Source organism: Mesobacillus sp. LC4 (genome assembly GCF_053543455.1).
On the sequence record NZ_JBGCUB010000005.1, the window covers coordinates 124181 to 147549 of the forward strand.

21 protein-coding genes are annotated in these 23369 nt (G+C 43.5%); all 21 read left to right on the plus strand.

From position 1 onward, the window contains the following. Window positions 1-51 precede the first annotated feature (51 nt). The 21 genes from AB5I83_RS16135 (at window position 52) to rbfA (ending at window position 23335) form a co-directional block, all read left to right on the plus strand. On the plus strand, window positions 52-813 hold the full coding sequence (locus AB5I83_RS16135; RefSeq protein ID WP_448976660.1) for a FliA/WhiG family RNA polymerase sigma factor: 762 nt from the start codon (window positions 52-54) through the stop codon (window positions 811-813). 25 nt (window positions 814-838) lie between these two features. Further along, on the plus strand, window positions 839-2203 hold the full coding sequence (locus AB5I83_RS16140; protein WP_448976662.1) for a DUF342 domain-containing protein: 1365 nt from the start codon (window positions 839-841) through the stop codon (window positions 2201-2203). A 12-nt stretch (window positions 2204-2215) separates the two neighbouring features. After that, on the plus strand, window positions 2216-2530 hold the full coding sequence (locus AB5I83_RS16145) for a hypothetical protein (RefSeq protein WP_448976664.1): 315 nt from the start codon (window positions 2216-2218) through the stop codon (window positions 2528-2530). Between the two features lie 9 nt (window positions 2531-2539). After that, window positions 2540-3148 carry a DUF6115 domain-containing protein gene (locus AB5I83_RS16150; protein WP_448976666.1) on the plus strand — a complete coding sequence of 203 codons (609 nt, stop codon included), beginning with the start codon at window positions 2540-2542 and terminating at the stop codon, window positions 3146-3148. A gap of 144 nt (window positions 3149-3292) precedes the next feature. Then, on the plus strand, window positions 3293-4003 hold the full coding sequence (gene rpsB / locus AB5I83_RS16155) for a 30S ribosomal protein S2 (protein ID WP_041967225.1): 711 nt from the start codon (window positions 3293-3295) through the stop codon (window positions 4001-4003). A 151-nt stretch (window positions 4004-4154) separates the two neighbouring features. After that, window positions 4155-5039, plus strand: coding sequence for a translation elongation factor Ts (gene tsf, locus AB5I83_RS16160; protein ID WP_167831723.1), 885 nt, complete (start codon window positions 4155-4157; stop codon window positions 5037-5039). Between the two features lie 127 nt (window positions 5040-5166). Continuing rightward, window positions 5167-5892, plus strand: coding sequence for a UMP kinase (pyrH, locus tag AB5I83_RS16165; protein ID WP_167831722.1), 726 nt, complete (start codon window positions 5167-5169; stop codon window positions 5890-5892). Further along, window positions 5892-6449 carry a ribosome recycling factor gene (frr, locus tag AB5I83_RS16170; RefSeq protein WP_167831721.1) on the plus strand — a complete coding sequence of 186 codons (558 nt, stop codon included), beginning with the start codon at window positions 5892-5894 and terminating at the stop codon, window positions 6447-6449. Before pyrH ends, frr begins: the two co-directional genes overlap by 1 nt. A 426-nt stretch (window positions 6450-6875) precedes the next feature. Beyond that, window positions 6876-7652, plus strand: a complete 777-nt coding sequence (locus tag AB5I83_RS16175; protein WP_448976669.1) for an isoprenyl transferase — start codon at window positions 6876-6878, stop codon at window positions 7650-7652. A 19-nt stretch (window positions 7653-7671) separates the two neighbouring features. Next, on the plus strand, window positions 7672-8460 hold the full coding sequence (locus tag AB5I83_RS16180; RefSeq protein ID WP_167831719.1) for a phosphatidate cytidylyltransferase: 789 nt from the start codon (window positions 7672-7674) through the stop codon (window positions 8458-8460). A 94-nt stretch (window positions 8461-8554) separates the two neighbouring features. Further along, window positions 8555-9697: a 1-deoxy-D-xylulose-5-phosphate reductoisomerase gene (gene dxr, locus AB5I83_RS16185; RefSeq protein WP_448976671.1), complete on the plus strand. Its 1143-nt coding sequence runs from the start codon at window positions 8555-8557 to the stop codon at window positions 9695-9697. Between the two features lie 50 nt (window positions 9698-9747). After that, the gene (gene rseP, locus AB5I83_RS16190) at window positions 9748-11010 is read left to right on the plus strand and encodes an RIP metalloprotease RseP (protein ID WP_448976673.1); all 1263 of its coding nucleotides are present in this window, start codon (window positions 9748-9750) and stop codon (window positions 11008-11010) included. Window positions 11011-11088: 78 nt separating this feature from the next. Beyond that, window positions 11089-12789, plus strand: a complete 1701-nt coding sequence (locus tag AB5I83_RS16195; RefSeq protein ID WP_448976675.1) for a proline--tRNA ligase — start codon at window positions 11089-11091, stop codon at window positions 12787-12789. Window positions 12790-13421: 632 nt separating this feature from the next. After that, window positions 13422-17747: a PolC-type DNA polymerase III gene (locus AB5I83_RS16200; protein WP_448976677.1), complete on the plus strand. Its 4326-nt coding sequence runs from the start codon at window positions 13422-13424 to the stop codon at window positions 17745-17747. 214 nt (window positions 17748-17961) lie between these two features. Continuing rightward, window positions 17962-18432 (plus strand): ribosome maturation factor RimP, encoded by a 471-nt coding sequence (gene rimP, locus AB5I83_RS16205; RefSeq protein ID WP_226643849.1) that lies wholly within the window; start codon window positions 17962-17964, stop codon window positions 18430-18432. A gap of 201 nt (window positions 18433-18633) precedes the next feature. Beyond that, entirely contained in the window at window positions 18634-19743 is a 1110-nt protein-coding gene (gene nusA / locus AB5I83_RS16210) for a transcription termination factor NusA (RefSeq protein WP_167831713.1), read from the plus strand. 16 nt (window positions 19744-19759) lie between these two features. Next, complete coding sequence (gene rnpM / locus AB5I83_RS16215; protein WP_167831712.1) at window positions 19760-20041, plus strand: RNase P modulator RnpM; 282 nt, start codon at window positions 19760-19762, stop codon at window positions 20039-20041. Beyond that, a complete protein-coding gene (locus AB5I83_RS16220) occupies window positions 20041-20343 on the plus strand; it encodes a YlxQ family RNA-binding protein (protein ID WP_226643846.1) in 303 nt (100 codons plus the stop codon). The genes rnpM and AB5I83_RS16220 overlap by 1 nt, the downstream gene beginning before the upstream one ends. A 19-nt stretch (window positions 20344-20362) precedes the next feature. After that, complete coding sequence (gene infB, locus AB5I83_RS16225) at window positions 20363-22654, plus strand: translation initiation factor IF-2 (RefSeq protein ID WP_167831711.1); 2292 nt, start codon at window positions 20363-20365, stop codon at window positions 22652-22654. Next, the gene (locus tag AB5I83_RS16230) at window positions 22654-22935 is read left to right on the plus strand and encodes a DUF503 domain-containing protein (RefSeq protein ID WP_167831710.1); all 282 of its coding nucleotides are present in this window, start codon (window positions 22654-22656) and stop codon (window positions 22933-22935) included. Before infB ends, AB5I83_RS16230 begins: the two co-directional genes overlap by 1 nt. A 19-nt stretch (window positions 22936-22954) precedes the next feature. Then, window positions 22955-23335, plus strand: a complete 381-nt coding sequence (gene rbfA, locus AB5I83_RS16235) for a 30S ribosome-binding factor RbfA (RefSeq protein WP_167831709.1) — start codon at window positions 22955-22957, stop codon at window positions 23333-23335. Window positions 23336-23369: the final 34 nt, after the last annotated feature.

Sequence of the window (23369 nt, forward strand, 5' to 3'; positions counted from 1 at the left end):
GATGTATGTAGCTTCTAAGAATAATGCGTGATGCGCGTGAGGAGGATGACAATGGTGCGAGGATCCACATCGGAAGAACAGGTAACATGGGATAAATGGGTACAGTTCCGTGATCCGGATGCAGGTAATTTACTGATAAAAAAATATATGCCACTTGTTTCCTACCATGTGCAAAGAATCTCAGTGAGTCTTCCGAAAAGTGTGTCTAGAGATGATTTAAGAAGTCTTGGCATGATTGGTTTATACGATGCTCTGGAAAAATTCGATCCAAACAGGGATTTGAAATTTGATACATATTCCTCTTTCCGGATTCGCGGAGCAATATTGGACGGACTAAGGAAGGAAGACTGGCTGCCAAGAAGTACAAGAGAAAAAGCAAAGAAGATTGATGCAGCAATCGAGAGACTAGAGCAGCGATTTATGCGCAATGCGACCATCGAAGAAATTGCCAGTGAATTGAATATGGATGAAACCGAAATCTACACAACAATAAATGAGCATTTCTTTGCGAATGTATTATCCATAGATGAACATCCAGTTGAAAATGATGATCGTGATAATCAGTCATTCGTGATCAAGGATGAAAAAGCTGAAATTCCTGAAGATAAACTTTTAAAGTCAGAAATGCTGGAAGAGGTTGCTGAAAAAGTCTCAAAGTTGAATGAGAAAGAGCAACTAGTATTGAGTTTGTTTTATAAAGAAGAATTGACTCTGACTGAGATTGGACAAGTCATGAATCTATCAACCTCAAGAATTTCGCAGATTCATTCAAAAGCGATCTTTAAATTGAGAAAATGGCTAGAGACAGCCTAACAGAAGGCAGGAGAACGACTTGGCGATGGAGTATAAAGTGAAGTTATCCCATGACAGGCTTACTGCAGATTTATTTCTGGATATCACGAATAAAGAGTTAGCTTTTTCTCTCGACGAATTATTTTCTATTCTAAAAGCAGAAAAAATTGTGTTTGGTGTTAAAACAGATGTTTTAGCGCAAATCTCTGAGAATCCATTTTCTTTTGAGTATCCAGTCACCATTGCTGTAGGGCAGCCTAAAATGGATGGTGCTGATGCATTTCTGCGTAACGAACTCCACCATAGCAGTCCTCACAACCATAAAGTCTTTAACTTTCGTTCTGTCCTGCAAATACCCTCAGTGAGAAAAGGACAGTTGTTGGCATCCGTTGTCCCGCCTACAAACGGAGCCCACGGGACAGATGTCACCGGAAGGATCATACCGGCAAAGCCAGGCCGTCCCCTCAGGGTAAAGCCGGGCAAAAATGTCCTATTTGAATCCGGGAAGTTCTTTGCCGCATGCGATGGACAGGTCAGCATCACAGCAAGTGCAATCTCGGTCAATCCAGTATTTGAGGTCAAAGGGGATCTGGATTTAAGGACTGGCAATATTGATTTTGTCGGGAATATCACCATCAAAGGGAATGTGCCAAGCGGATATGAGCTGAAAGCTGGCGGAGATATCATAGTCGATGGTCTCGTTGAAGCGGCCAATCTCCAAGCAGAAGGCAATATCATTATTAAAGGTGGAGTGGCCGGGGCAATGAAGGGGAAGGTTACTGCGGGGGGCAGTGTACTGTCGAACTATCTCAACCAGGCTAATGTAAAAGCAGCTCAGGATATTATTGTGAAGTCATCGATATTGCATAGTAAATTAACAGCATCTGGGAATGTAGATTGCCGTACAGGCACGATCATTGGGGGAGTCATCTCTTCTGGGCGCAATATCTTCGTCAAGGAATTAGGCAATGAGCTTTTTACTAAAACAGAATTAGCCGTTGGCTGGGATCCTTTGCTTGAAAAAGCGGAAATTGAAACAATCCAATCCATCGATACAGCAAAAGATAATATTAGAAAACTCACTGAAATTGAAGTGAAGCTGGCCGAGATTGGCAGCCGGGCTGGAGGTCTTACGACTGAACAGCAGCAAATGATTTCAAAACAGCGAAATACAAGACGGAATGTTGAAACTGGCTTATCAGAATTGCTAGCAGAATTGGAGTTTCTGCAACATGAGAAGCAGGACAGATTATACTCTTCCTTATTTGTCTTTGATAGAGTGTTCCCAAATACAAAGGTATTTTTCGGGAAGTATGCGTTCCTGACAAACCAGCTCTATAAAAATGTTGGTTTCTATCTGGAAAATAGCGAGATTTCGATACAACCGATTGTTGAAAAAGAAATCCACTAGTTAGGGAGTGACATGATGAGCCTCAAAGCAATCGAAATGCAGATTGCGCTTCCGAGGACACATGATGCCGGCAAGATTCAAGAACAACTTCAACAGCGGGGACAGCATCTTCAAGAGCATGCGGCACAAAGTGTGACAAAGGAAGATGATTTAAAGCGCAAGACCGTGATTAAAAATAAACAAAAGCAGGAAGCCCGCCTGAATCAGGAGGGCAGTTCATCAGGTAAGCAGCAGCAAAATGGCCGGCGAGATCCAAAAGACAAGAGTGATCAACCCGATCAGCCCCACCACCCTTATAAAGGGAAGGTGATTGATTATAGCGGATAGAGGGATGTTATGACCACTTTTCTACTACTTTTAAGCCTCATATTAAACGGTGCAGCAATCTTCGCAATCATCCTATTATATTTACGGCAGAATCGACTTGCAGAAGCTGAAAAAAAGCAGGACAAAATCATCAAGGAAATTGAAGAGATCTTTTCAGCTTACCTTTTTGAATTAAAAGAAGAAAATGATAAGTTTATACAATTGATGGCCACAACTAATATGGAGGAACAAACTTCAAAAAAAGTGGCCAGTTCCATTGACGGTTCGGAAAAAAAAGCCTCGACTGCTGAAACAGCAGAGAAAAACACGGAATCAGTTGCGCATGAAGACAATAAGAAAATAGAACAGCGACTTGGCAAAGGAGTTTCGTACCATGCTGCCAGGAAGGCATATCAGCAAAATAGGGAACATACCACCTCTGTACCTGATACTGGTGTCGAGTTGGCCGAAGAGGATTCACAGGAGAATAAAGAAGAAGTTGGACATTCAAGTCTGATTGATCAGGTTCTCTATATGAAGAATCAAGGAATGACGATAGAAGAAATTGCTAGGAAATTAGATAAAGGGAAAACAGAGATAGAACTTTTACTTAAATTTCGGCAAAATATGCAAGAATAACTTGAATGTCAGTTTTATTTATGCTATATTATCTCATGGTGTTAATACACACGTTCATTGATTTGGCCAGATGGTGCTGCACAGGCAGTTCCTGGCTGAAGATGAGATGGACGGAGGAAATCAAAACCATTAGGAGGAAACACAATGTCAGTAATTTCTATGAAGCAACTGCTTGAAGCTGGTGTACACTTCGGTCACCAGACTCGCCGTTGGAACCCTAAGATGAAGAAGTACATCTTCACTGAGCGTAACGGCATCTACATCATCGACCTTCAAAAGACTGTTAAGAAGGTTGAAGAAGCGTACAACTATGTGAAGGAACTAGCTGGTAACGGCGGTACTGTTCTTTTCGTAGGTACTAAGAAACAAGCTCAAGATTCTGTTAAAGAAGAAGCAGCTCGTTCTGGTATGTACTATGTGAACCAACGCTGGTTGGGTGGTACTTTAACAAACTTCGAAACAATCCAAAAACGTATCTCACGTCTTAAGAACATCGAAAGAATGTCTGAAGATGGAACTTTTGAAGTGCTTCCTAAGAAAGAAGTAGTTCAATTGAAGAAAGAGCAAGAGCGTTTAGAAAAGTTCTTAGGCGGAATCAAGGACATGAAGGGCCTTCCAGATGCTCTATTCATCATTGACCCACGCAAAGAGCGCATCGCTGTTGCTGAAGCACGCAAATTGAACATTCCTATCGTAGGAATTGTTGATACGAACTGTGATCCAGACGAAATCGACGTAGTAATCCCTGCGAACGATGACGCTATCCGCGCTGTTAAGTTGCTGACTTCTAAAATGGCTGATGCTATTATCGAAGCTAAGCAAGGCGAAGAAACTACAGAAGCTGTAGAAGCTTAATTTAAAATAAGGTGATATAGGGAAGCACCCTTTATCACCTTTTTTTAAGACTAATATTCCATATAAAGCCTCAGGTTGGGTTTATATTGGCGAAATCAAGTTAAAATAAAGTATAGTTACATATAACCGAGATTTTAGGAGGAATTTCATTATGGCAATTACTGCACAAATGGTTAAAGAATTGCGCGAAAAAACTGGCGCAGGTATGATGGATTGCAAAAAGGCACTTCAGGAAACAAATGGTGACATGGAGCAAGCAATCGATTTCCTTCGTGAAAAAGGAATCGCTAAAGCAGCGAAAAAAGCTGACCGTATTGCTGCAGAAGGTACAACTTACATCCTTACAGAAGGAAATGAAGCTGTAATCCTTGAAGTGAACTCTGAAACGGACTTCGTAGCAAAGAACGAAGGTTTCCAGGTTCTTGTTAAGGAAATCGCTGAGCACCTTCTTAAGAACAAGCCAGCATCTGTTGAAGAAGCTAACGCTCAAACAATGGAAAATGGCGAAACTGTTGAAACTCGCATCAACAATGCAATCGCAAAAATCGGTGAGAAGCTTTCCCTTCGCCGCTTTGAAGTTAAAACTAAAACTGACAGCGATGCATTCGGTGCTTACCTTCACATGGGCGGCCGCATTGGCGTTCTTACTGTTCTTGAAGGAACTACAGACGAAGCAGCTGCTAAAGACGTTTCCATGCACATCGCTGCGTTGAACCCTAAATATGTTTCTCGTGACGAAGTATCTCAAGAAGAAGTTGAGCATGAGCGTGAAATCCTTACACAGCAAGCCCTTAACGAAGGAAAGCCTGAAAATATCGTTGCGAAAATGGTTGAAGGCCGCCTAAGCAAGTATTTCGAAGATGTTTGTGTACTTGACCAGGCATTCGTTAAGAATCCTGACCAGAAGGTACGCCAGTTTGTGGAATCAAAAGGCGGAACACTTCGCGAGTTCACTCGTTACGAAGTAGGCGAAGGCATCGAAAAGCGTGAAGATAACTTTGCTGAAGAAGTAATGAACCAAGTAAACAAGAAATAATTTTTACTAGCCTATGTAATTGCAGGGAACACTCCAGTGTTCCCTGTTTTTGGACATAGCTTTAAGTAGGCTATACTGTCAGCATTTGAAGCTGGAGTAAGCCTGAAATTACATATGGAGGTACCCTATGACGAGCCCTAAATACAAAAGAGTTGTTTTAAAGTTAAGTGGAGAAGCATTAGCCGGAGAACAAGGATTTGGCATCAATCCGTCGGTAATCAAAAATGTTGCAGACCAGGTGAAGGAGATTGCTGAACTGGATGTTGAAGTTGCTGTTGTAGTAGGCGGAGGAAACATCTGGAGAGGCAAAATCGGTGAGGAAATGGGAATGGACAGAGCGACGGCAGACTATATGGGCATGCTCGCTACCGTCATGAATTCACTGTCACTGCAGGATAGCCTTGAGCAGGCGGGAATCGAGACAAGGGTTCAAACTTCCATCGAAATGCGTCAGGTAGCAGAGCCATACATAAGAAGAAGGGCAATCAGGCACCTGGAGAAAAAGCGCGTAGTCATTTTTGCAGCTGGAACAGGAAATCCGTACTTCTCAACGGACACTACTGCTGCCTTGCGCGCTGCTGAGATCGAAGCAGATGTGATCCTTATGGCCAAGAATAACGTTGATGGCGTGTACTCAGCCGATCCGCGAGTTGACAAGAACGCAACTAAATATGAAGAACTTTCATACCTGGACGTGCTCAAGGAAGGTCTCGCTGTCATGGATTCAACAGCTTCATCCTTGTGTATGGACAATGATATCCCGTTGATTGTATTCTCAATCATGGAAAAAGGTAATATTAAAAGAGCCGTTATGGGCGAAACAATCGGAACAACAGTGAGGGGGAAAAACTAATGCCAAAACAAGCCATTGCTAACGCTAAAGAAAGAATGTCAAAAGCGATTCAAGCTTACACTCGTGAACTTGCGAGCATCCGTGCAGGGAGGGCTAGCGCATCTCTATTAGACAGAATCCAGGTCGACTATTATGGAGCGCCAACTCCTGTCAATCAACTTGCTGGTATCTCAGTTCCTGAAGCTCGTCTTTTGGTCATCCAGCCGTACGATAAATCAATCCTCGGTGAAATCGAAAAAGCAATCCTGAAGTCGGATCTTGGACTGAATCCTGCAAATGATGGATCAATCATCAGAATCGCTATTCCACAGCTGACTGAGGAGCGACGCAAGGAACTTGCAAAGCAGGTTAAGAAGGAAGCGGAAGAAGCAAAAATCGCTATCCGCAATATCCGCCGCGATGGAAACGAAGATCTGAAGAAGCTTGAAAAGAACGGGGAAATCACAGAAGATGACCTACGTGGATATTCAGATGATATTCAAAAGCTAACCGATGATCATATCGCTAAAATCGATCAAATTACAAAAGACAAAGAAAAAGAAATTATGGAAGTCTAATCACTGCTTTTGCCGCAACATCGAAAACCCTCTGTTTTCCAGGGGGTTTTTTCTCTATACATATACTGGTGAAGTAAAAGAATTAAAACAATAAGTTTACGAAAACACCATGAATGATAGAATATAATAATATTGGCTGGATTATTCTGTTTTTCATCACAACCACATATTCTGTATATAAGGCTCTTTTCGTTCAGGGGCAAGCTGGAATTATAGAATATTCATGTGAGACCATCCGTTTATAGAGATATCTTTTTTCTTTTTTGGTATGATAGTGGCATATGGAATTGAAAGAGAGAAGAAAAGGATTACTCTATCGCTTTTAATGAGCAGTCCAGCTTCAGCGCCAAACCAATCCCTGGTTACAGCCAGTCGGGGTGAATGACTCATTGGAGCTAAAGATAATCTTTTGGGGGAGCTGTCACAATGTTAAATAAAATGAATCCGTGGAAGAAGGATCAAAATCCTGCCAGTTTCCGAGATCGCGTACTTCAAATTAAAGATCACGAAGTTCCTTCTCATGTTGCCATTATTATGGATGGTAACGGACGCTGGGCTAAAAAGCGTGCTTTGCCCCGGGTTGCTGGCCATCATGAAGGCATGAAGGTTGTCCGAAAGATAACCAAGCTAGCTAATGAGCTTGGTGTCGAAACGCTAACTGTTTATGCTTTTTCTACCGAAAACTGGAAAAGGCCAAAAATGGAAGTCGATTTCTTAATGAAGCTGCCTGAAGAATTCCTTGGCACCTTCCTTCCTGAATTAATTGAAGAAAATGTCCGTGTCGAAATGATAGGATATATGGATATGCTTCCGGAGCATACCAAAAGGGCTGTCGGGAAAGCAATGGAAGACACGAAGGAAAATACGGGTCTTGTATTGAACTTTGCCCTTAACTATGGAAGCCGCGCAGAAATCATTGATGGTGTCAAAAGGGTCATGGATGATGTGAAAAATGGTAAGATGTCTGAAAGCGAGTTAACGGAAGAAGTCTTTTCATCCTACTTGATGACAAAAGATTTGAATGACCCCGACTTGTTGATCCGGACTAGTGGAGAAATCCGCTTAAGCAATTTTATGCTTTGGCAGCTTGCATACACGGAGTTCTGGTTTACTGACGTATTATGGCCAGACTTTAATGAAGAACATTTTGTCGAAGCAATTGAAGCATTCCAGGGCCGGCAGCGGCGTTTTGGAGGAGTATAAAAAAGGTGTGAATAATTAGATGAAGCAAAGAATCATTACAGCAGTCATAGCAGCAGCTGTTTTTCTTCCAATCGTTATTTTCGGAGGTTTCCCATTTATTGCAATGGTGTATCTGATCGCTTCCGTAGCATTATATGAAGCATTGAAAATGAAGCATATAAAGCTTTTTTCCGTTCCGGGAATTCTTTCATTGTTGCTATTATGGATTTTCCTTATTCCTGAACAATACAGCAATCTTCTAAATGGGATAAATTATACAAAACTAGAGCTTTTCTTCCTTGGAGTGCTTTTATTTTTGACGTATACTGTCATAACAAAAAATCGCTTCACTTTTGAAGATGTTGGCTTTTCAATTCTGTCAACACTGTATGTTGGACTCGGTTTTTATTTCTTCATTGAAACAAGAGAAGAAAGTCTGATCTATGTGTTTTACTCACTATTCATTATATGGGCAACCGATTCGGGAGCCTATTTTATCGGGCGGGCAATTGGCAAACATAAGCTTTGGCCTGAAATCAGCCCTAATAAGACAACTGAAGGTTTCTTTGGCGGTGTAGTCTCTGCACTCGTCGTTGCTGCCCTGTTCAGCGTGTTTGGAGAAATGAAGACACCGACAGTCATCCTGCTGGTAGCGACAGCATTTTTATCCGTGTTCGGCCAAATTGGTGATCTTGTTGAGTCTGCATTGAAGCGACATTACAATGTGAAGGACTCAGGCAATATTCTGCCAGGCCACGGAGGCATGCTTGATCGCTTTGACAGCTTGCTGTTTGTCTGGCCGTTAATCCACCTGTTCCATTTGTTATAATGTCTTGTTTTCACTGTGAACAAAGACAATAACCATTGAATTTCGATCATACCGGGTGCACCGTTTCCCGTTGGAGATATTAGGAGTGAAATTTGTGAAAAGAATCAGCTTGTTGGGAGCAACAGGGTCGATTGGGATCCAAACGCTCGATGTAATAAGGGAGCATCCTGAAGAGTTCATGCTTGTATCGATGTCTTCTGGCAGGAACATGGAACTTACCAGGAAAATCATATCCGAATTCTTGCCAGAACTTGTTTCAGTTCAAGAGAAAGAAGATGCTGATCGGTTAAAGTCAGAATTTCCACAGATGAAGATTGTATATGGACATGAAGGCCTTGAAGAAACAGCCGTTTTTCATAAGGCGGATATTCTTGTTAATGCAGTATTAGGAAGTGTTGGTTTACGGCCAACACTGGAGGCGATCAAATCAGGCAAAACGATTGCGATTGCAAATAAAGAAACGCTTGTAACCGCTGGTCATATCGTTATGGCAGAGGCAAAACGCCATAATGTGTCCATCCTCCCAGTTGACAGCGAGCATTCCGCGATTTTTCAGGCTTTGCAAGGGGAGAAGGAAAAAAATATTGAAAGATTGATTCTTACGGCATCAGGCGGAAGCTTCAGAGATCGGAAGAGAGAAGAGTTGCAAGGCGTGACGAAAGCAGATGCATTGAACCATCCAAACTGGTCGATGGGAGCAAAAATCACGATTGATTCCGCTACGATGATGAATAAAGGTCTGGAAGTCATTGAAGCTCATTGGCTATTCTCACTTCCATATGATGATATATCAGTCCTCCTCCATCGAGAAAGCATCATTCATTCGATGGTCGAATTCCATGACACAAGTATTATGGCTCAGCTAGGAACTCCAGATATGAAGGTGCCCATTCAATATGCCCTTACATATCCAGACAGGCTTCCGTTAGTGTCAGGGAAAAGATTGAACCTGGCAGAAATAGGCCAGCTCCACTTTTCGGAAATGAACTTTGACCGTTTCCGTTGCCTGAAATTTGCATATGATGCTGGCCGGGCGGGCGGCACAATGCCTGCGGTCATGAATGCCGCTAATGAAGCAGCAGTCGCTGCCTTTTTGGACGACAGAATCACTTTCCTCCAAATTGAAGACTTGATCGAGAAAGCGATGGAAAACCATAACATCATAGAAGGACCCGACCTTGAAACGATTCAAGAGGTTGACAAAGAGACAAGAAGGTATGTAAAGTCACTACTATAATTTAAGTCTCGATAGTGGATTCTTATCCTATTAAAAGGTGGTTAGAAAATTTGAATACAGTTATTGCCTTTATCGTCATTTTTGGCGCCCTTGTGTTTTTCCATGAACTTGGGCACTTGATTTTCGCCAAACGTGCAGGAATCCTCTGCCGTGAATTTGCAATTGGGTTTGGTCCAAAGGTCTTTTCATTTAAGAAAAATGAAACGACTTATACCATCCGCCTCCTGCCTATCGGAGGGTTTGTCAGAATGGCTGGCGAAGATCCGGAAATGATTGAGATCAAGCCAGGGCATAGAGTAGGGATGCTTTTTAATAACAGTGAAGAAGTTGAAAAAATCATTCTGAATAATAAGGAAAAGTATCCAGACGCGAGAGTTATCGAAGTGGAAAAAGCCGATATCGAACGCGAGCTCTATCTTAAAGGATATGAAGAAGGGGAAGATGATAGCCAGTTGACATCTTTTCCAATCAGTAAAACAGCGGTTCTTGTGGAGAATGGAGTGGAAACACAAATTGCTCCATTTGACAGGCAGTTCGGTTCAAAATCACTTGGACAGAGAACGATGGCTATCTTTGCCGGTCCGATGATGAACTTTATCCTTGCAATGGTTATTTTCATCATCCTAGCCATTTTTCAGGGAATCCCGTCTAACGAACCAATCCTAGGAAAGCTGACTCCGGATGGAAGTGCTCTCAAGGCGGGTCTGCAAGAGGGTGACGTCATTAACAGTATTGAAGGATCAGAGGTTTCAAGCTGGCAGGATGTGGTTGAAATTATCCGCAAGAATCCTGGGAATGAACTTGATTTCTCGATCGTCCGTGAAGGGCAGAATATCGAGTTGCCTGTTACACCTGCAGTACAGGATGTTGAAGGCGAAAAAATTGGATTGATCGGCGTCTACAGTCCGGTAGAAAAGTCGCCGTTGAAATCAATATCCTATGGTGTGAAGGAAACGTACTTCTGGACAAAAGAAATTTTCAGCATGCTAGGAAAATTACTGACCGGCCAATTCTCGATCGATGCTTTGTCGGGACCTGTGGGAATTTATGTCTCAACTGATACGGTCGCTAAATCCGGCATTTTCTATCTAATGAAATGGGCGGCCATCCTGAGTATCAACCTTGGAATCATGAACCTGCTGCCATTCCCGGCACTGGATGGCGGCAGGCTGACCTTCTTTGCAGTGGAAGCGCTGAGAGGCAAGCCAATCGATAAGCAAAAAGAAGGCATGGTCCACTTCATCGGCTTTGCACTGTTAATGCTGCTGATGCTGGTGGTTACGTGGAATGATATTCAAAGATTCTTCCTGTAACATATAGCTTCCTGCCCGGGCATGACCGGGCAGGAAAATTTTTAAAAACATGAACTTATCCTAATGAGGTGTTAATCAATGAAGCAAAGTATGTCGCTTATTCCTACTTTAAGAGAAGTACCATCAGATGCAGAAGTCAAAAGCCATCAGCTTTTGCTCAGGGCTGGATTCATCCGCCAAAACGCGAGCGGTGTTTATACATACATGCCTTTAGGGCGCAAGGTCCTGCAAAAAGTAGAAGCCATCATCAGAGAAGAAATGAATAACGCAGGTGCAGCTGAGCTATTCATGCCGGCGTTGCAGCAAGCGGAACTATGGCAGGAATCTGGCCGCTGGTATTCCTATGGACCGGAACTTATGAGGCTTAAAGACAGACATGATCGTGATTTTGCGCTTGGTGCGACTCATGAAGAGGTGATCACAAGCCTCGTGCGAGACGAAGTAAAATCTTATAAGCGTCTTCCGCTGACTCTTTATCAAATCCAGACTAAATTCCGTGACGAAAAACGTCCAAGATTCGGTCTTCTTCGCGGCCGTGAATTCATCATGAAGGATGCCTATTCCTTCCACGCAACTCAAGAGAGCCTTGATGAGGTTTACGAGCGTATTTTCCAGGCATATTCCAATGTCTTTAAGCGTTGTGGCTTGAACTTCCGTGCAGTTATTGCTGATTCAGGAGCAATGGGAGGAAAGGATACTCATGAATTCATGGTCCTTTCTGATATCGGAGAAGATACAATCGCCTATTCTGATACATCTGAATATGCAGCGAATATCGAAATGGCACCAGTAACGGCTATTTATGAGAAAAGCAGTGAACCTGCAAAGGAACTTGAAAAAGTACAGACAGAAAACAAAAAAACAATCGATGAAGTATCTTCCTTCCTAAATGTTGAAGCAAAAGATTGCATCAAATCTCTTCTTTTCAAAGTAGATGATCGCTATGTTCTTGTTTTAGTCCGTGGTGACCATGATGTGAATGACATCAAATTAAAAAATTATTATGAGGCTTCTGTAGTAGAGCTTGCTGATACTGCGACAACAAAAGAGGTTCTTGGCTGCTCAGTGGGCTCCTTGGGACCGGTCGGAGTCGACGGTGTCGAGGTAATCGCTGACAATGCCGTACAGGCGGTTGTAAATGGTGTCTGCGGAGCAAATGAAGAAGATTATCATTATAAAAATGTTAATCCTGAACGTGATTTCAAGGTTGCAGCCTTTACCGACCTGCGCTTCATCAAAGAGGGAGACCCTTCACCAGATGGACAGGGAACAATTGTTTTCGCGAAAGGGATTGAAGTCGGGCATGTATTTAAGCTTGGCACAAGATACAGTGAAGCTATGAATGCTGAAATCCTTGACGAGAATGGAAGAACAAAGCCAATGATCATGGGTTGCTACGGAATTGGTGTTTCCCGTACAATGGCTGCAGTCGCAGAACAATTCAATGATGAAAACGGCCTCGTATGGCCAACCAATATCTCACCGTTTCATGTTCATCTTATTGCAGTGAACATGAAGGACAGCGCCCAGGCAGAATTAGCACAAGAGCTATATTCAAGTCTGCAGGCCGCAGGAATGGAAGTGCTGCTTGATGATCGCCAGGAAAGACCTGGAGTGAAATTCGCTGATTCAGACTTGATTGGATTACCTGTAAGGGTTACAGTCGGTAAGAAAGCTGGCGAAGGAATCGTCGAAGTGAAAATCCGTAAAAATGGCGAAATGCAGGAAGTGCAAAAAGAAGACCTGGCAGGAGTCTTGAAAAATATATTGCAACTATAATCAGATGGCGGATCCCTTTTGTAGGGTCCGCTTTTTTTATTTTTTGCCCGCGGATATGTGTTTTAATATTCAGCTGTACTTTAAGAGAATAATGCAGATATTTAAGAAAATCAGAGATTGTTTGAGAAATTGTCAACCATGTTTAAGAGAATAATTTTTCCGGTTTGTGTATTTGCCCTTTATCAAGTGGTGTAGGTATTATCCTACTGAACCTGGTTTCGATAGAAGGTCAAGCATACTAAGTTTAGAAGCCCTGTTGATTGGAGTGGAAGGCGCGTAGACTCCTGCGGGATCAGCTGGACAGGTGAGACCCCGCAGACGCCAACGGCGGCGAGGAGGCTCACCGCCAGCCCCGCGGAAAGCGAAGCGCCTGGAGCGGAAATCAACAGCCCCATTCCACCTCAACAAAGTGAAAAAATAATTTGTCTTCATTCTTACCATTCAAGATTAATAGGCTGGAATGTATTGATTAATCGAAATGGTAATATCAAACACAGGTAACGATACAAGCAATTTATGTTATAATAACCTTTGCTATTAAACATGATTACATCCAACTAGTGTTGTTTTTTAAACGGGCATATTCGCCTGATAGATAGAATTTAAGCTTTTCAGATGGGAGAGAAATAACCATGGGTGATCTTTCTTCAGGGAAAAAAGAAAGGTTTCAGCTCCTGCTGCAGCAGCTGCAGCTAACAGAAGATGCAATTGTCACTCATTTTCAAAACGCTGAAATTGATAGGGTAGTGATTGAGAAACAAGCAAGGAAATGGCATTTCTTTTTCCAGTTTGAAAAAATCATTCCTTGTCAGCTGTATAACACATTCATTGGCAAGCTGGAACAGACTTTCTCGCATATTGCGAAAATATCATACTCGGTAAGAGTGCTTGAACAGGCAATCAGTGACAAGGAAATCCTTGATTACTGGAAGTCGTGCATTAAAGAAATAGACGGCATTGCCCCTCCGTTGTTAAAACTCCTGAATGAACAAGTTCCCCAAGTCCAGGGAACAAAACTCATTTTAACAGCTAGAAATGAAACTGAAGTACTTGCTCTTAAGCGTAAGTACGGCAGCATTATTGCTGAGATTTATCAGAGTTTCGGTTTTCCTTTACTGACGATTGATGCGGTCGTAAGTGAAGAAAGTTCTTCTGACGAATATGAGAAATTCATGAAGGCGAAAGAGAAGGAAGACCAGGAGCGCGGTCTGATGGCGATGATTGAGATGCAGAAGAAGGAAGCAGAACAAGCCAAGGGAGATGGAGTGCCGCAGGATGGCCCTGTTAATATCGGGCTAACAATTAAGGATGATGCTGACTTCCGCAAGCTTGAAGACATCGTTGATGAAGAGCGCCGTGTAGCAGTCGAGGGCTTTGTATTCTTTGCCGAAACGAAAGAGCTTCGCAGCGGCAGGACGCTTTTGACCTTCAAGATTACGGACTATACAAGCTCCATCATGGTAAAAATGTTCTCTCGTGATAAAGAAGACGCGGCTATTTACCAGCGTATTACAAAAGGGATGTGGCTAAAGGTAAGAGGAAGTATTCAGAATGACACCTTTGTCCGCGACCTTGTCATGATCGGTAATGACGTGAATGAAATCAAACCTAAAGGAAGAATTGATTCTGCGCCAGAAGGCGAAAAAAGAGTCGAGCTTCACCTTCATACACCAATGAGCCAGATGGACGCGGTATCATCTGTCAGCGCACTCGTTGGCCAGGCTGCAAAGTGGGGCCACAAAGCTGTGGCAATTACAGACCATGCAGTTGTGCAATCCTATCCTGAAGCATTTGGGGCAGGAAAGAAAAATGATATCAAGATCCTTTACGGTGTGGAAATTAACCTTGTTGATGACGGGGTACCGATTGCTTACAATGACGCGCACCGAGTTCTTGCAGACGACACATATGTCGTATTCGACGTCGAAACAACAGGATTGTCTGCAGTATACGATACAATCATTGAATTGGCGGCTGTCAAAATCCGCGACGGTGAAATCATCGACCGGTTCGAGTCATTCGCTAATCCGCATCACCGCTTGTCGGCAACGACCATCAACCTTACCGGTATTACCGATGATATGGTCCGAAATGCACCGGAAGTAAGTGAAGTACTGCAAAAGTTCCATGAATGGACAGGTGACAGTGTCCTGGTTGCCCATAACGCTTCATTCGATATGGGCTTCCTGAACGTCGGCTATAAAAAGATCGGAATAGGTAAATCGCCAAATCCGGTAATCGATACCTTGGAGCTTGGCCGCTTTCTGTATCCTGACATGAAAAACCATAGGTTGAATACCTTGGCGAAGAAATTCGATATTGAGTTGACTCAGCATCACCGCGCAATCTATGATGCTGAAGCTACCGGCTATTTATTACTGAAAATGCTCAAGGATGCTGCCGAAAAAGGACTGGAATATCACGATCAGCTTAATGACAATATGGGTCAGGGAAAAGCATTCCAGAGAGCGCGCCCATATCATGCTACTTTGCTGGCTAAAAATGAAGCCGGAATGAAAAACATCTTCAAGCTTGTTTCGACTTCCCATATTGATTACTTTTACAGAGTCCCGAGAATTCCACGATCCCTTCTGAACAAGCATCGTGAAGGGATCCTTATTGGTTCTGCATGCGACAAGGGTGAAGTTTTTGAAGGCATGATGCAAAAAGGGCCTGAAGAGGTCGAAGAAGCAGCACAGTTTTATGACTATCTGGAAGTCCATCCGAAAGCTGTTTATGCCCATCTGCTCGAGCTTGAATTAGTGCGCGACCAGAAGGCACTTGAAGATATCATTAACAATATCGTCAAGCTTGGGGAGAAGTTGGACTTGCCAGTTGTGGCGACCGGGAATGTTCATTACTTGAATGAAAATGATAAAATCTATCGAAAAATCCTGATCAATTCCCAGGGTGGAGCTAACCCGCTAAATCGCCATCAGCTTCCTGATGTGCACTTCAGGACAACGAATGAAATGCTGGATGCCTTTAAGTTTTTAGGAGAGGCAAAGGCGAAAGAGATTGTTGTTGAAAATACAAACAAGATCGCTGACATGATCGATGTCATCAAGCCGATCAAAGACGATCTTTACACGCCGAAAATCGAGGGCGCAGATGAAGAAATGCGCAGCATGAGCTATGGAATGGCCCGCAGTATTTACGGGGACGAACTTCCTGAAATCGTTGAGGCCCGTCTAGAAAAAGAATTGAAGAGTATCATTGACAACGGATTTGCCGTTATCTATTTGATTTCTCATAAACTTGTTAAAAAGTCACTGGATGATGGCTATTTGGTAGGTTCACGTGGTTCGGTAGGATCCTCTTTCGTAGCGACGATGACGGAGATCACCGAGGTTAATCCGCTGCCGCCGCATTATGTATGCCCTAAGTGTAAAAAATCAGAGTTTTTCAATGATGGGTCAGTCGGTTCAGGTTTTGACCTTCCCGACAAGGATTGTCCGGATTGCGGAATTAAATATAAAAAAGACGGCCACGACATACCGTTTGAAACCTTCCTTGGTTTCAAAGGGGACAAGGTACCCGATATCGACTTGAACTTCTCGGGTGAATATCAGCCTCGTGCCCATAACTATACGAAAGTATTGTTTGGAGAGGAATATGTTTACCGCGCGGGAACAATCGGTACGGTTGCGGATAAGACAGCCTATGGTTATGTAAAAGGCTATCAAGGTGACAATAACTTGCAGCTTCGCGGTGCCGAAATCGACCGTCTGGCTTCCGGCTGTACCGGCGTAAAACGGACGACTGGCCAGCACCCAGGCGGAATCATCGTTGTTCCGGATTACATGGACATTTTTGATTTTTCTCCAATTCAGTTCCCGGCAGACAGCAGTACGTCCGAATGGAAAACAACTCACTTTGATTTCCATTCGATTCACGATAACTTGTTGAAGCTGGATATTCTCGGGCACGATGACCCGACTGTTATAAGGATGCTTCAGGACTTAAGCGGGATTGACCCTAAGACCATCCCGACTGATGACCCTGAAGTGATGAAGATTTTCAGCGGAACAGAATCGCTCGGAGTGACTGAACAACAAATCATGTCGAAGACGGGATCGTTGGGAATCCCCGAGTTCGGTACGCGCTTTGTTCGTCAGATGCTTGAGGACACAAAGCCGACGACCTTCTCTGAGCTCGTACAGATCTCAGGTCTGTCCCACGGTACGGACGTTTGGCTCGGCAATGCCCAGGAATTGATCCATAATAATATCTGTAACCTCAGCGAAGTAATTGGCTGTCGTGATGATATCATGGTCTACCTGATTTATCAGGGATTAGAGCCGGCATTCGCGTTTAAGATCATGGAATCCGTACGTAAGGGTAAAGGGCTGTCAGATGAAATGGAAGAGGAAATGCGCAAGAATAAAGTGCCAGAATGGTATATCGATTCTTGCAAAAAAATCAAGTACATGTTCCCTAAAGCCCACGCGGCTGCTTATGTGTTGATGGCCGTGAGAATCGCGTATTTCAAAGTGCACCATCCGCTTATGTATTATGCAGCATACTTCACGGTCAGGGCAGATGACTTCGATGTCGATGCAATGGTTCGTGGTTCCGAGAGCATCCGGGCAGTGATTGAAGAAATCAATGCTAAGGGTCTTGAGGCGTCGACAAAAGAGAAAAACTTGATGACCGTTATGGAACTTGCGCTTGAAATGTGTGAGCGAGGATTCGGGTTCGCTAAAGTAGATTTGTACAAATCGAGTGCGTCAGAGTTCATTATCGAAGGCGATAATCTGATCCCGCCATTCAATGCGATCCCTGGACTCGGGACGAACGCGGCGATTAATATCGTCAAAGCACGGGAAGAAGGAGAATTCCTTTCCAAAGAAGATCTTCAGCAGCGAGGCAAAATTTCCAAGACGATTCTGGAATACCTTGACAATCATGGCTGCCTGGAGGGCATGCCGGATCAGAACCAGTTGTCATTATTCTAATGGGGTTTGTGAATAAACTACTGGTTAGGCACGCCATAACTGCCGTTTGTTTGCAATAAATATCTGGTTATGTTATATTTTTATTGGAAATACTAAGGATATCTCTGGCAGATGAGAGTGGGGCAACCCGCTCTTTCTTGTTTGTTAGGCACTTTTACGGGGATAAAAACCAAATAGTGATTAAGTAATGAGGTTGTGTCAAAGGAGGGATTTTATGAGCAAGATTACCGAAGTTGTGGAAGAGCTAGTAACTCCCATCTTAAATGAAAACGAACTAGAATTGGTAGACATCGAATATGTCAAAGAAGGAAAGAACTGGTTCCTGCGCGTATACATTGATAAGGACAGCGGAATTGATATCGAAGAATGCGGCATCGTCAGTGAGCGCCTTAGCGAAAAGCTCGATGCCATTGACCCAATCCCGCATAACTACTTTTTGGAAGTCTCCTCACCAGGTGCAGAACGCCCGCTGAAAAAGGAGAAGGATTATCAGAAAGCAATCGGCAAGAATGTCTTCATCAAAACCTATGAACCAATTGATGGGGAAAAGGCTTTCGAAGGAACCTTGACCGAATTCAACGGCGAAACCGTCACTGTTGAAATGAAAATCAAAACTCGCAAGAAGACAGTTGTCATCCCATTTGATAAGGTTGCCAGCGCGAGGCTTGCAGTTACTTTTTCATAATCTGTCCAGAAAATATCTGCAGTTAAATAATTTAAGGATCAATTCGAACCTTTCGTTTTCAAGCAAAAGTTCTATAGGCTAAAACGTATGCATCCCTCACAGGAAGACGAAAACGTTTCAGGTGTGAACTGGCGGGCAAAGGGCAGAGTTTCGAAAAGAGCCTTACAAAGTAGGGTAGTAAAAAAGGGGGATTTAAATCTCATGAGCAGCGAATTGTTGGATGCTCTTACGATTCTTGAAAAAGAAAAAGGAATTTCCAGGGACATCTTGATTGATGCTATCGAAGCAGCGTTAATTTCTGCCTATCGCCGTAACTTTAACCAGGCACAAAACGTACGAATCGATTTGAATTTAGGAAATGGTTCAATGCGTGTTTTTGCAAGGAAGGAAGTTGTTGACGAAGTATTCGATCCGCGTCTGGAAATCTCATTAGAAGATGCACAAAAGATCAATCCGAACTACGTGGTTGAAGATGTCGTTGAACTTGAAGTAACTCCTAAAGATTTCGGAAGGATTGCCGCCCAGACTGCCAAGCAGGTAGTGACTCAGCGTGTCCGCGAAGCAGAAAGAGGAATCATCTATTCTGAGTTCATCGATCGTGAAGAAGATATCATGACAGGTATCGTTCAGCGCCAGGATCCTAAGTTCATTTATGTAAGCCTGGGTAAAATTGAGGCGATCCTGCCAGCAAATGAACAGATGCCGAACGAGCACTACAAGCCTCACGACCGCATCAAAGTATTCATCACCAAGGTTGAAAAAACCACTAAAGGTCCACAAATCTTCGTTTCCAGAACCCATCCGGGACTGTTAAAGAGACTATTTGAGATTGAAGTTCCTGAAATCTATGATGGAACTGTTGAAATTAAATCAGTTGCGCGTGAAGCAGGAGACCGTTCGAAGATTTCTGTTCACTCAGACAATCCGGAAGTAGATCCGGTTGGTTCATGTGTCGGCCCACGTGGAACTCGTGTCCAGGCTGTCGTCAATGAGCTCAAGGGTGAAAAAATCGATATCGTGAAATGGTCTGAAGACCCAGTCGTATTTGTTGCCAATGCATTAAGCCCATCAAAGGTATTGGATGTCATTGTCAACGAAGAAGAAAAGGCGACTACCGTTGTTGTTCCCGATTATCAGCTGTCGCTTGCAATCGGTAAGCGCGGACAAAATGCTCGTCTTGCTGCAAAGCTGACTGGCTGGAAGATTGACATCAAAGCAGAGACTGAGGCTAGGGAGTCCGGGATTTATCCTCGTGACAATGAGCCGCTGTTGACTGCAGATGACGAATTTGAAGATGAAGACATCGATTAATGTGAGGTGAATGATCGTGAACAGCCGTAAAAAGGTTCCTATGCGAAAATGTGTCGCAACCGGTGAAATGAGACCGAAAAAAGAACTAGTTCGCATCGTTCGCTCAAAGGAAGGGGAAGTCTCCATCGACCTGACAGGCAAGAAATCAGGGAGAGGCGCTTATCTTTCTAAAGATAAAGAAGCAGTGCAATTAGCAAAGAAACGCAATATATTGTCCAAACAGCTTGAAACACAAGTGGACGATGCACTATACGATGAGCTGAATGATCTCATCGAAAAGGAGAGCAGACTATCCTGATGAACTCAAATCAATGGATGTCATTGCTTGGCTTAGCCAATCGAGCACGGAAAATCATCTCAGGGGAAGAGCTTTCCGTCAAAGAAATCAGAAGCGGGAAGGCGAAACTCATTTTGCTTTCTGCGGATGCATCCGCAAATACTACAAAGAAGATTACCGACAAGTGCAAATCCTATAATGTACCTTATAAAGTGGTACCGGACCGGCACCAGCTTGGCCAGGCGATCGGCAAGGAAGCACGTGTTGTAGTAGCCCTGTTGGACGAGGGTTTCGCAAAAAAACTGTTGACGTTGCTCGATTAATTCTAGCGGGGGTGAAGATATGAGTAAAACACGCGTTTATGAATATGCAAAAAAGCATAATTTATCGAGTAAAGACGTGATTATAAAATTAAAAGAAATGAACATTGAGGTTTCTAACCATATGACTGCAATGGAAGATGAAACCGTGAGAAAGCTTGATGCTGTCTACAACAAGAAAGAAGATAAGCCACAGCAGCAAAGCCAGCAAAAGGCTTCACAGGGACAGAAGCAGGCCCAGAACCGCAATCAAGGCCAAAAGCCTAATCAGGGCCAGAATCGCAATCAATCCCAGAACCAAAATCAGCAAAGAAATAACCAGGGACAGCCAAAAGCTCAGCTTAAGACAACAGCCAGTGCCTTTTCAGACGATGAGCGCCGCGCTACAACTCCTGAAAAGGTGAAAAGCTCAGCAGCTGCCAAAAAGCCTGGAAACTCCCAGCCTTTCAATAAAAATAACAACAAGAACAAACAGAACAACAAGAACAGAAACCAGCAAAACCAGAATAAAGGAAGACAGAACCAGCAGCCGGCTCAACAGCAGCCGAAAAAGGTCAAAGAACTTCCTTCAAAAATCACTTTCAGCGAATCTTTGACAGTTGCTGAATTGGCCAAGAAGCTGAACCGTGAGCCATCTGAAATTATCAAAAAGCTCTTCATGCTCGGTGTCATGGCTACCATCAACCAGGACCTGGATAAAGATGCGATCGAATTGATTGCTACTGATTACGGTGTTGAAGTTGAAGAAGAAATCAAGATTGATGCAACTGACCTTGAGGTATACTTCACAGAAGATGATGAAGCTTCATTGGTGGAAAGACCATCTGTTGTTACGATCATGGGGCACGTTGACCATGGTAAAACAACGTTGCTTGATTCGATCCGCAACACGAAAGTCACTGCAGGTGAAGCAGGCGGTATCACTCAGCACATCGGTGCTTACCAAGTTGAAGATAATGGCAAAAAAATCACATTCCTGGATACACCTGGTCACGCTGCTTTCACGACAATGCGAGCTCGTGGTGCAAAGATCACTGATATCACAATCCTTGTAGTAGCTGCTGATGATGGTGTCAAGCCACAGACAGTAGAAGCATTGAACCATGCGAAAGCTGCTGAGGTACCGATCATCGTAGCGGTAAACAAAATGGATAAAGAGTCTGCAAACCCTGATCGAGTCATGCAGGAGTTGACAGAGTATGGACTGGTACCAGAAGCATGGGGGGGCGAAACAATTTTCGTTCCAATCTCCGCGCTTACTGGCGAAGGTATCGACAGCTTGCTTGAAATGATTCTGCTAGTTGGTGAAGTGGAAGAATATAAAGCTAATCCAAACAGAAACGCAATCGGTACTGTTATTGAAGCACAGCTTGATAAAGGCCGAGGATCTGTTGCCACATTGCTTGTACAGAATGGTACATTGAAGATTGGCGACCCAATTGTTGTCGGAAACACATTCGGCCGTGTCCGTGCGATGGTAAATGATTTAGGACGCCGCGTTAAAGAAGCTGGTCCATCAGCGCCAGTTGAAATTACTGGTCTTAACGATGTTCCTCAAGCTGGTGATCGTTTTGTTGTATTTGAAGACGAAAAAACAGCACGCCAAATTGGTGAAGTACGTTCACAAGAAGCATTGCAGGCACAGCGCAGTGAAAAAACGCGCGTCAGTCTCGATACATTGTTTGAACATATGAAACAAGGGGAAATGAAAGACCTAAATCTAATTATTAAAGCCGACGTCCAAGGTTCAGTTGAAGCACTTGCAGCAGCATTGCAGAAACTGGACGTGGAAGGTGTAAATGTAAGGATCATTCACACTGGTGTTGGTGCGATCAATGAGTCTGACATCACACTTGCAGCAGCTTCCAATGGTATCGTCATCGGTTTCAACGTCCGTCCTGATAATAATGCGAAACGCGCTGCAGAGTCAGAAAGCGTCGATATTCGACTGCACCGCATTATCTACAAAGTGATCGAAGAAATCGAATCAGCGATGAAGGGCATGCTTGATCCGGTTTATGCTGAAAAAGTCATCGGCCAGGCTGAAGTCCGCCAGACTTTCAAGGTATCGAAAATCGGAACGATTGCCGGTTCATATGTCACTGACGGTAAAATCACTCGTAACAGCGGTGTACGTTTGATCCGTGACGGAGTCGTCATCTTTGAAGGTGAAGTCGATGCACTGAAACGCTTCAAAGACGATGCGAAGGAAGTATCACAGGGATATGAGTGTGGTATTACCATTAAAAACTTCAATGACCTCAAGGAAGGCGATGTTATTGAAGCATATATCATGGAAGAAGTGGAACGTTAATGGTAGTAGGCTTAGCAGCCTGTGAATGCATCATCTATGATGCTCATTCTCTAAAGGAAAAGAGAGCTGTCCTGCAGCGGATCATCACGAGGCTGAAGCAGAAGTATAATATTTCGGTTTCCGAAGTGGATCATCAAGATGTTTGGCAGCGGACGACAATTGCTGTTGCGGCTGTCTCCGCATCGAAGGTGTCAACAGAAAGAGAACTCCAGAATGCCTTGAAAATGATTGACTCTTTTCCAGAGATCGAACGTACCATCACCGAAATAGAATGGCTTTGATAGAACGAGGTGATTGAAAATGGGTCATAGAGTAAACCGTGTTGGCGAACAAATGAAAAAAGAATTAGGCGATATCATCAGCCGTAAAATCAAGGATCCGCGAGTAGGTTTCGTAACAGTAACAGATGTCCAGGTTACTGGGGACCTGCAACAAGCAAAGGTTTATATCTCTGTTTTAGGCGACGAACAACAGAGGGAAGATACTCTTAAAGGATTAGCTAAGGCCAAAGGCTTCATCAGGACAGAAATTGGCCAAAGAATCCGTCTGAGAAAAACCCCTGAACTGATCTTTGAGTTTGACGAAACGATGGCTTATGGTAATCGTATCAATTCACTGATCCATGAGCTGCACAGGGATGAGCAGCCTGGAGAAGAAGAGCAAGAAAAGGACAATGATTAAGCGGAGTTGACATATTTGTCATCACCATTGATCT

Coding starts and splice junctions, on each gene's coding strand:
- AB5I83_RS16180 (WP_167831719.1), top strand. CDS start 7,672: ATGAAGCAAAGAATCATTACAGCAGTCATAGCAGCAGCTGTTTTTCTT.
- pyrH (WP_167831722.1), top strand. CDS start 5,167: ATGACGAGCCCTAAATACAAAAGAGTTGTTTTAAAGTTAAGTGGAGAA.
- frr (WP_167831721.1), top strand. CDS start 5,892: ATGCCAAAACAAGCCATTGCTAACGCTAAAGAAAGAATGTCAAAAGCG.
- AB5I83_RS16200 (WP_448976677.1), top strand. CDS start 13,422: ATGGGTGATCTTTCTTCAGGGAAAAAAGAAAGGTTTCAGCTCCTGCTG.
- AB5I83_RS16220 (WP_226643846.1), top strand. CDS start 20,041: ATGAACTCAAATCAATGGATGTCATTGCTTGGCTTAGCCAATCGAGCA.
- rpsB (WP_041967225.1), top strand. CDS start 3,293: ATGTCAGTAATTTCTATGAAGCAACTGCTTGAAGCTGGTGTACACTTC.
- AB5I83_RS16140 (WP_448976662.1), top strand. CDS start 839: ATGGAGTATAAAGTGAAGTTATCCCATGACAGGCTTACTGCAGATTTA.
- nusA (WP_167831713.1), top strand. CDS start 18,634: ATGAGCAGCGAATTGTTGGATGCTCTTACGATTCTTGAAAAAGAAAAA.
- tsf (WP_167831723.1), top strand. CDS start 4,155: ATGGCAATTACTGCACAAATGGTTAAAGAATTGCGCGAAAAAACTGGC.
- AB5I83_RS16135 (WP_448976660.1), top strand. CDS start 52: ATGGTGCGAGGATCCACATCGGAAGAACAGGTAACATGGGATAAATGG.
- AB5I83_RS16175 (WP_448976669.1), top strand. CDS start 6,876: ATGTTAAATAAAATGAATCCGTGGAAGAAGGATCAAAATCCTGCCAGT.
- AB5I83_RS16195 (WP_448976675.1), top strand. CDS start 11,089: ATGAAGCAAAGTATGTCGCTTATTCCTACTTTAAGAGAAGTACCATCA.
- infB (WP_167831711.1), top strand. CDS start 20,363: ATGAGTAAAACACGCGTTTATGAATATGCAAAAAAGCATAATTTATCG.
- rimP (WP_226643849.1), top strand. CDS start 17,962: ATGAGCAAGATTACCGAAGTTGTGGAAGAGCTAGTAACTCCCATCTTA.
- AB5I83_RS16145 (WP_448976664.1), top strand. CDS start 2,216: ATGATGAGCCTCAAAGCAATCGAAATGCAGATTGCGCTTCCGAGGACA.
- AB5I83_RS16230 (WP_167831710.1), top strand. CDS start 22,654: ATGGTAGTAGGCTTAGCAGCCTGTGAATGCATCATCTATGATGCTCAT.
- rbfA (WP_167831709.1), top strand. CDS start 22,955: ATGGGTCATAGAGTAAACCGTGTTGGCGAACAAATGAAAAAAGAATTA.
- AB5I83_RS16150 (WP_448976666.1), top strand. CDS start 2,540: ATGACCACTTTTCTACTACTTTTAAGCCTCATATTAAACGGTGCAGCA.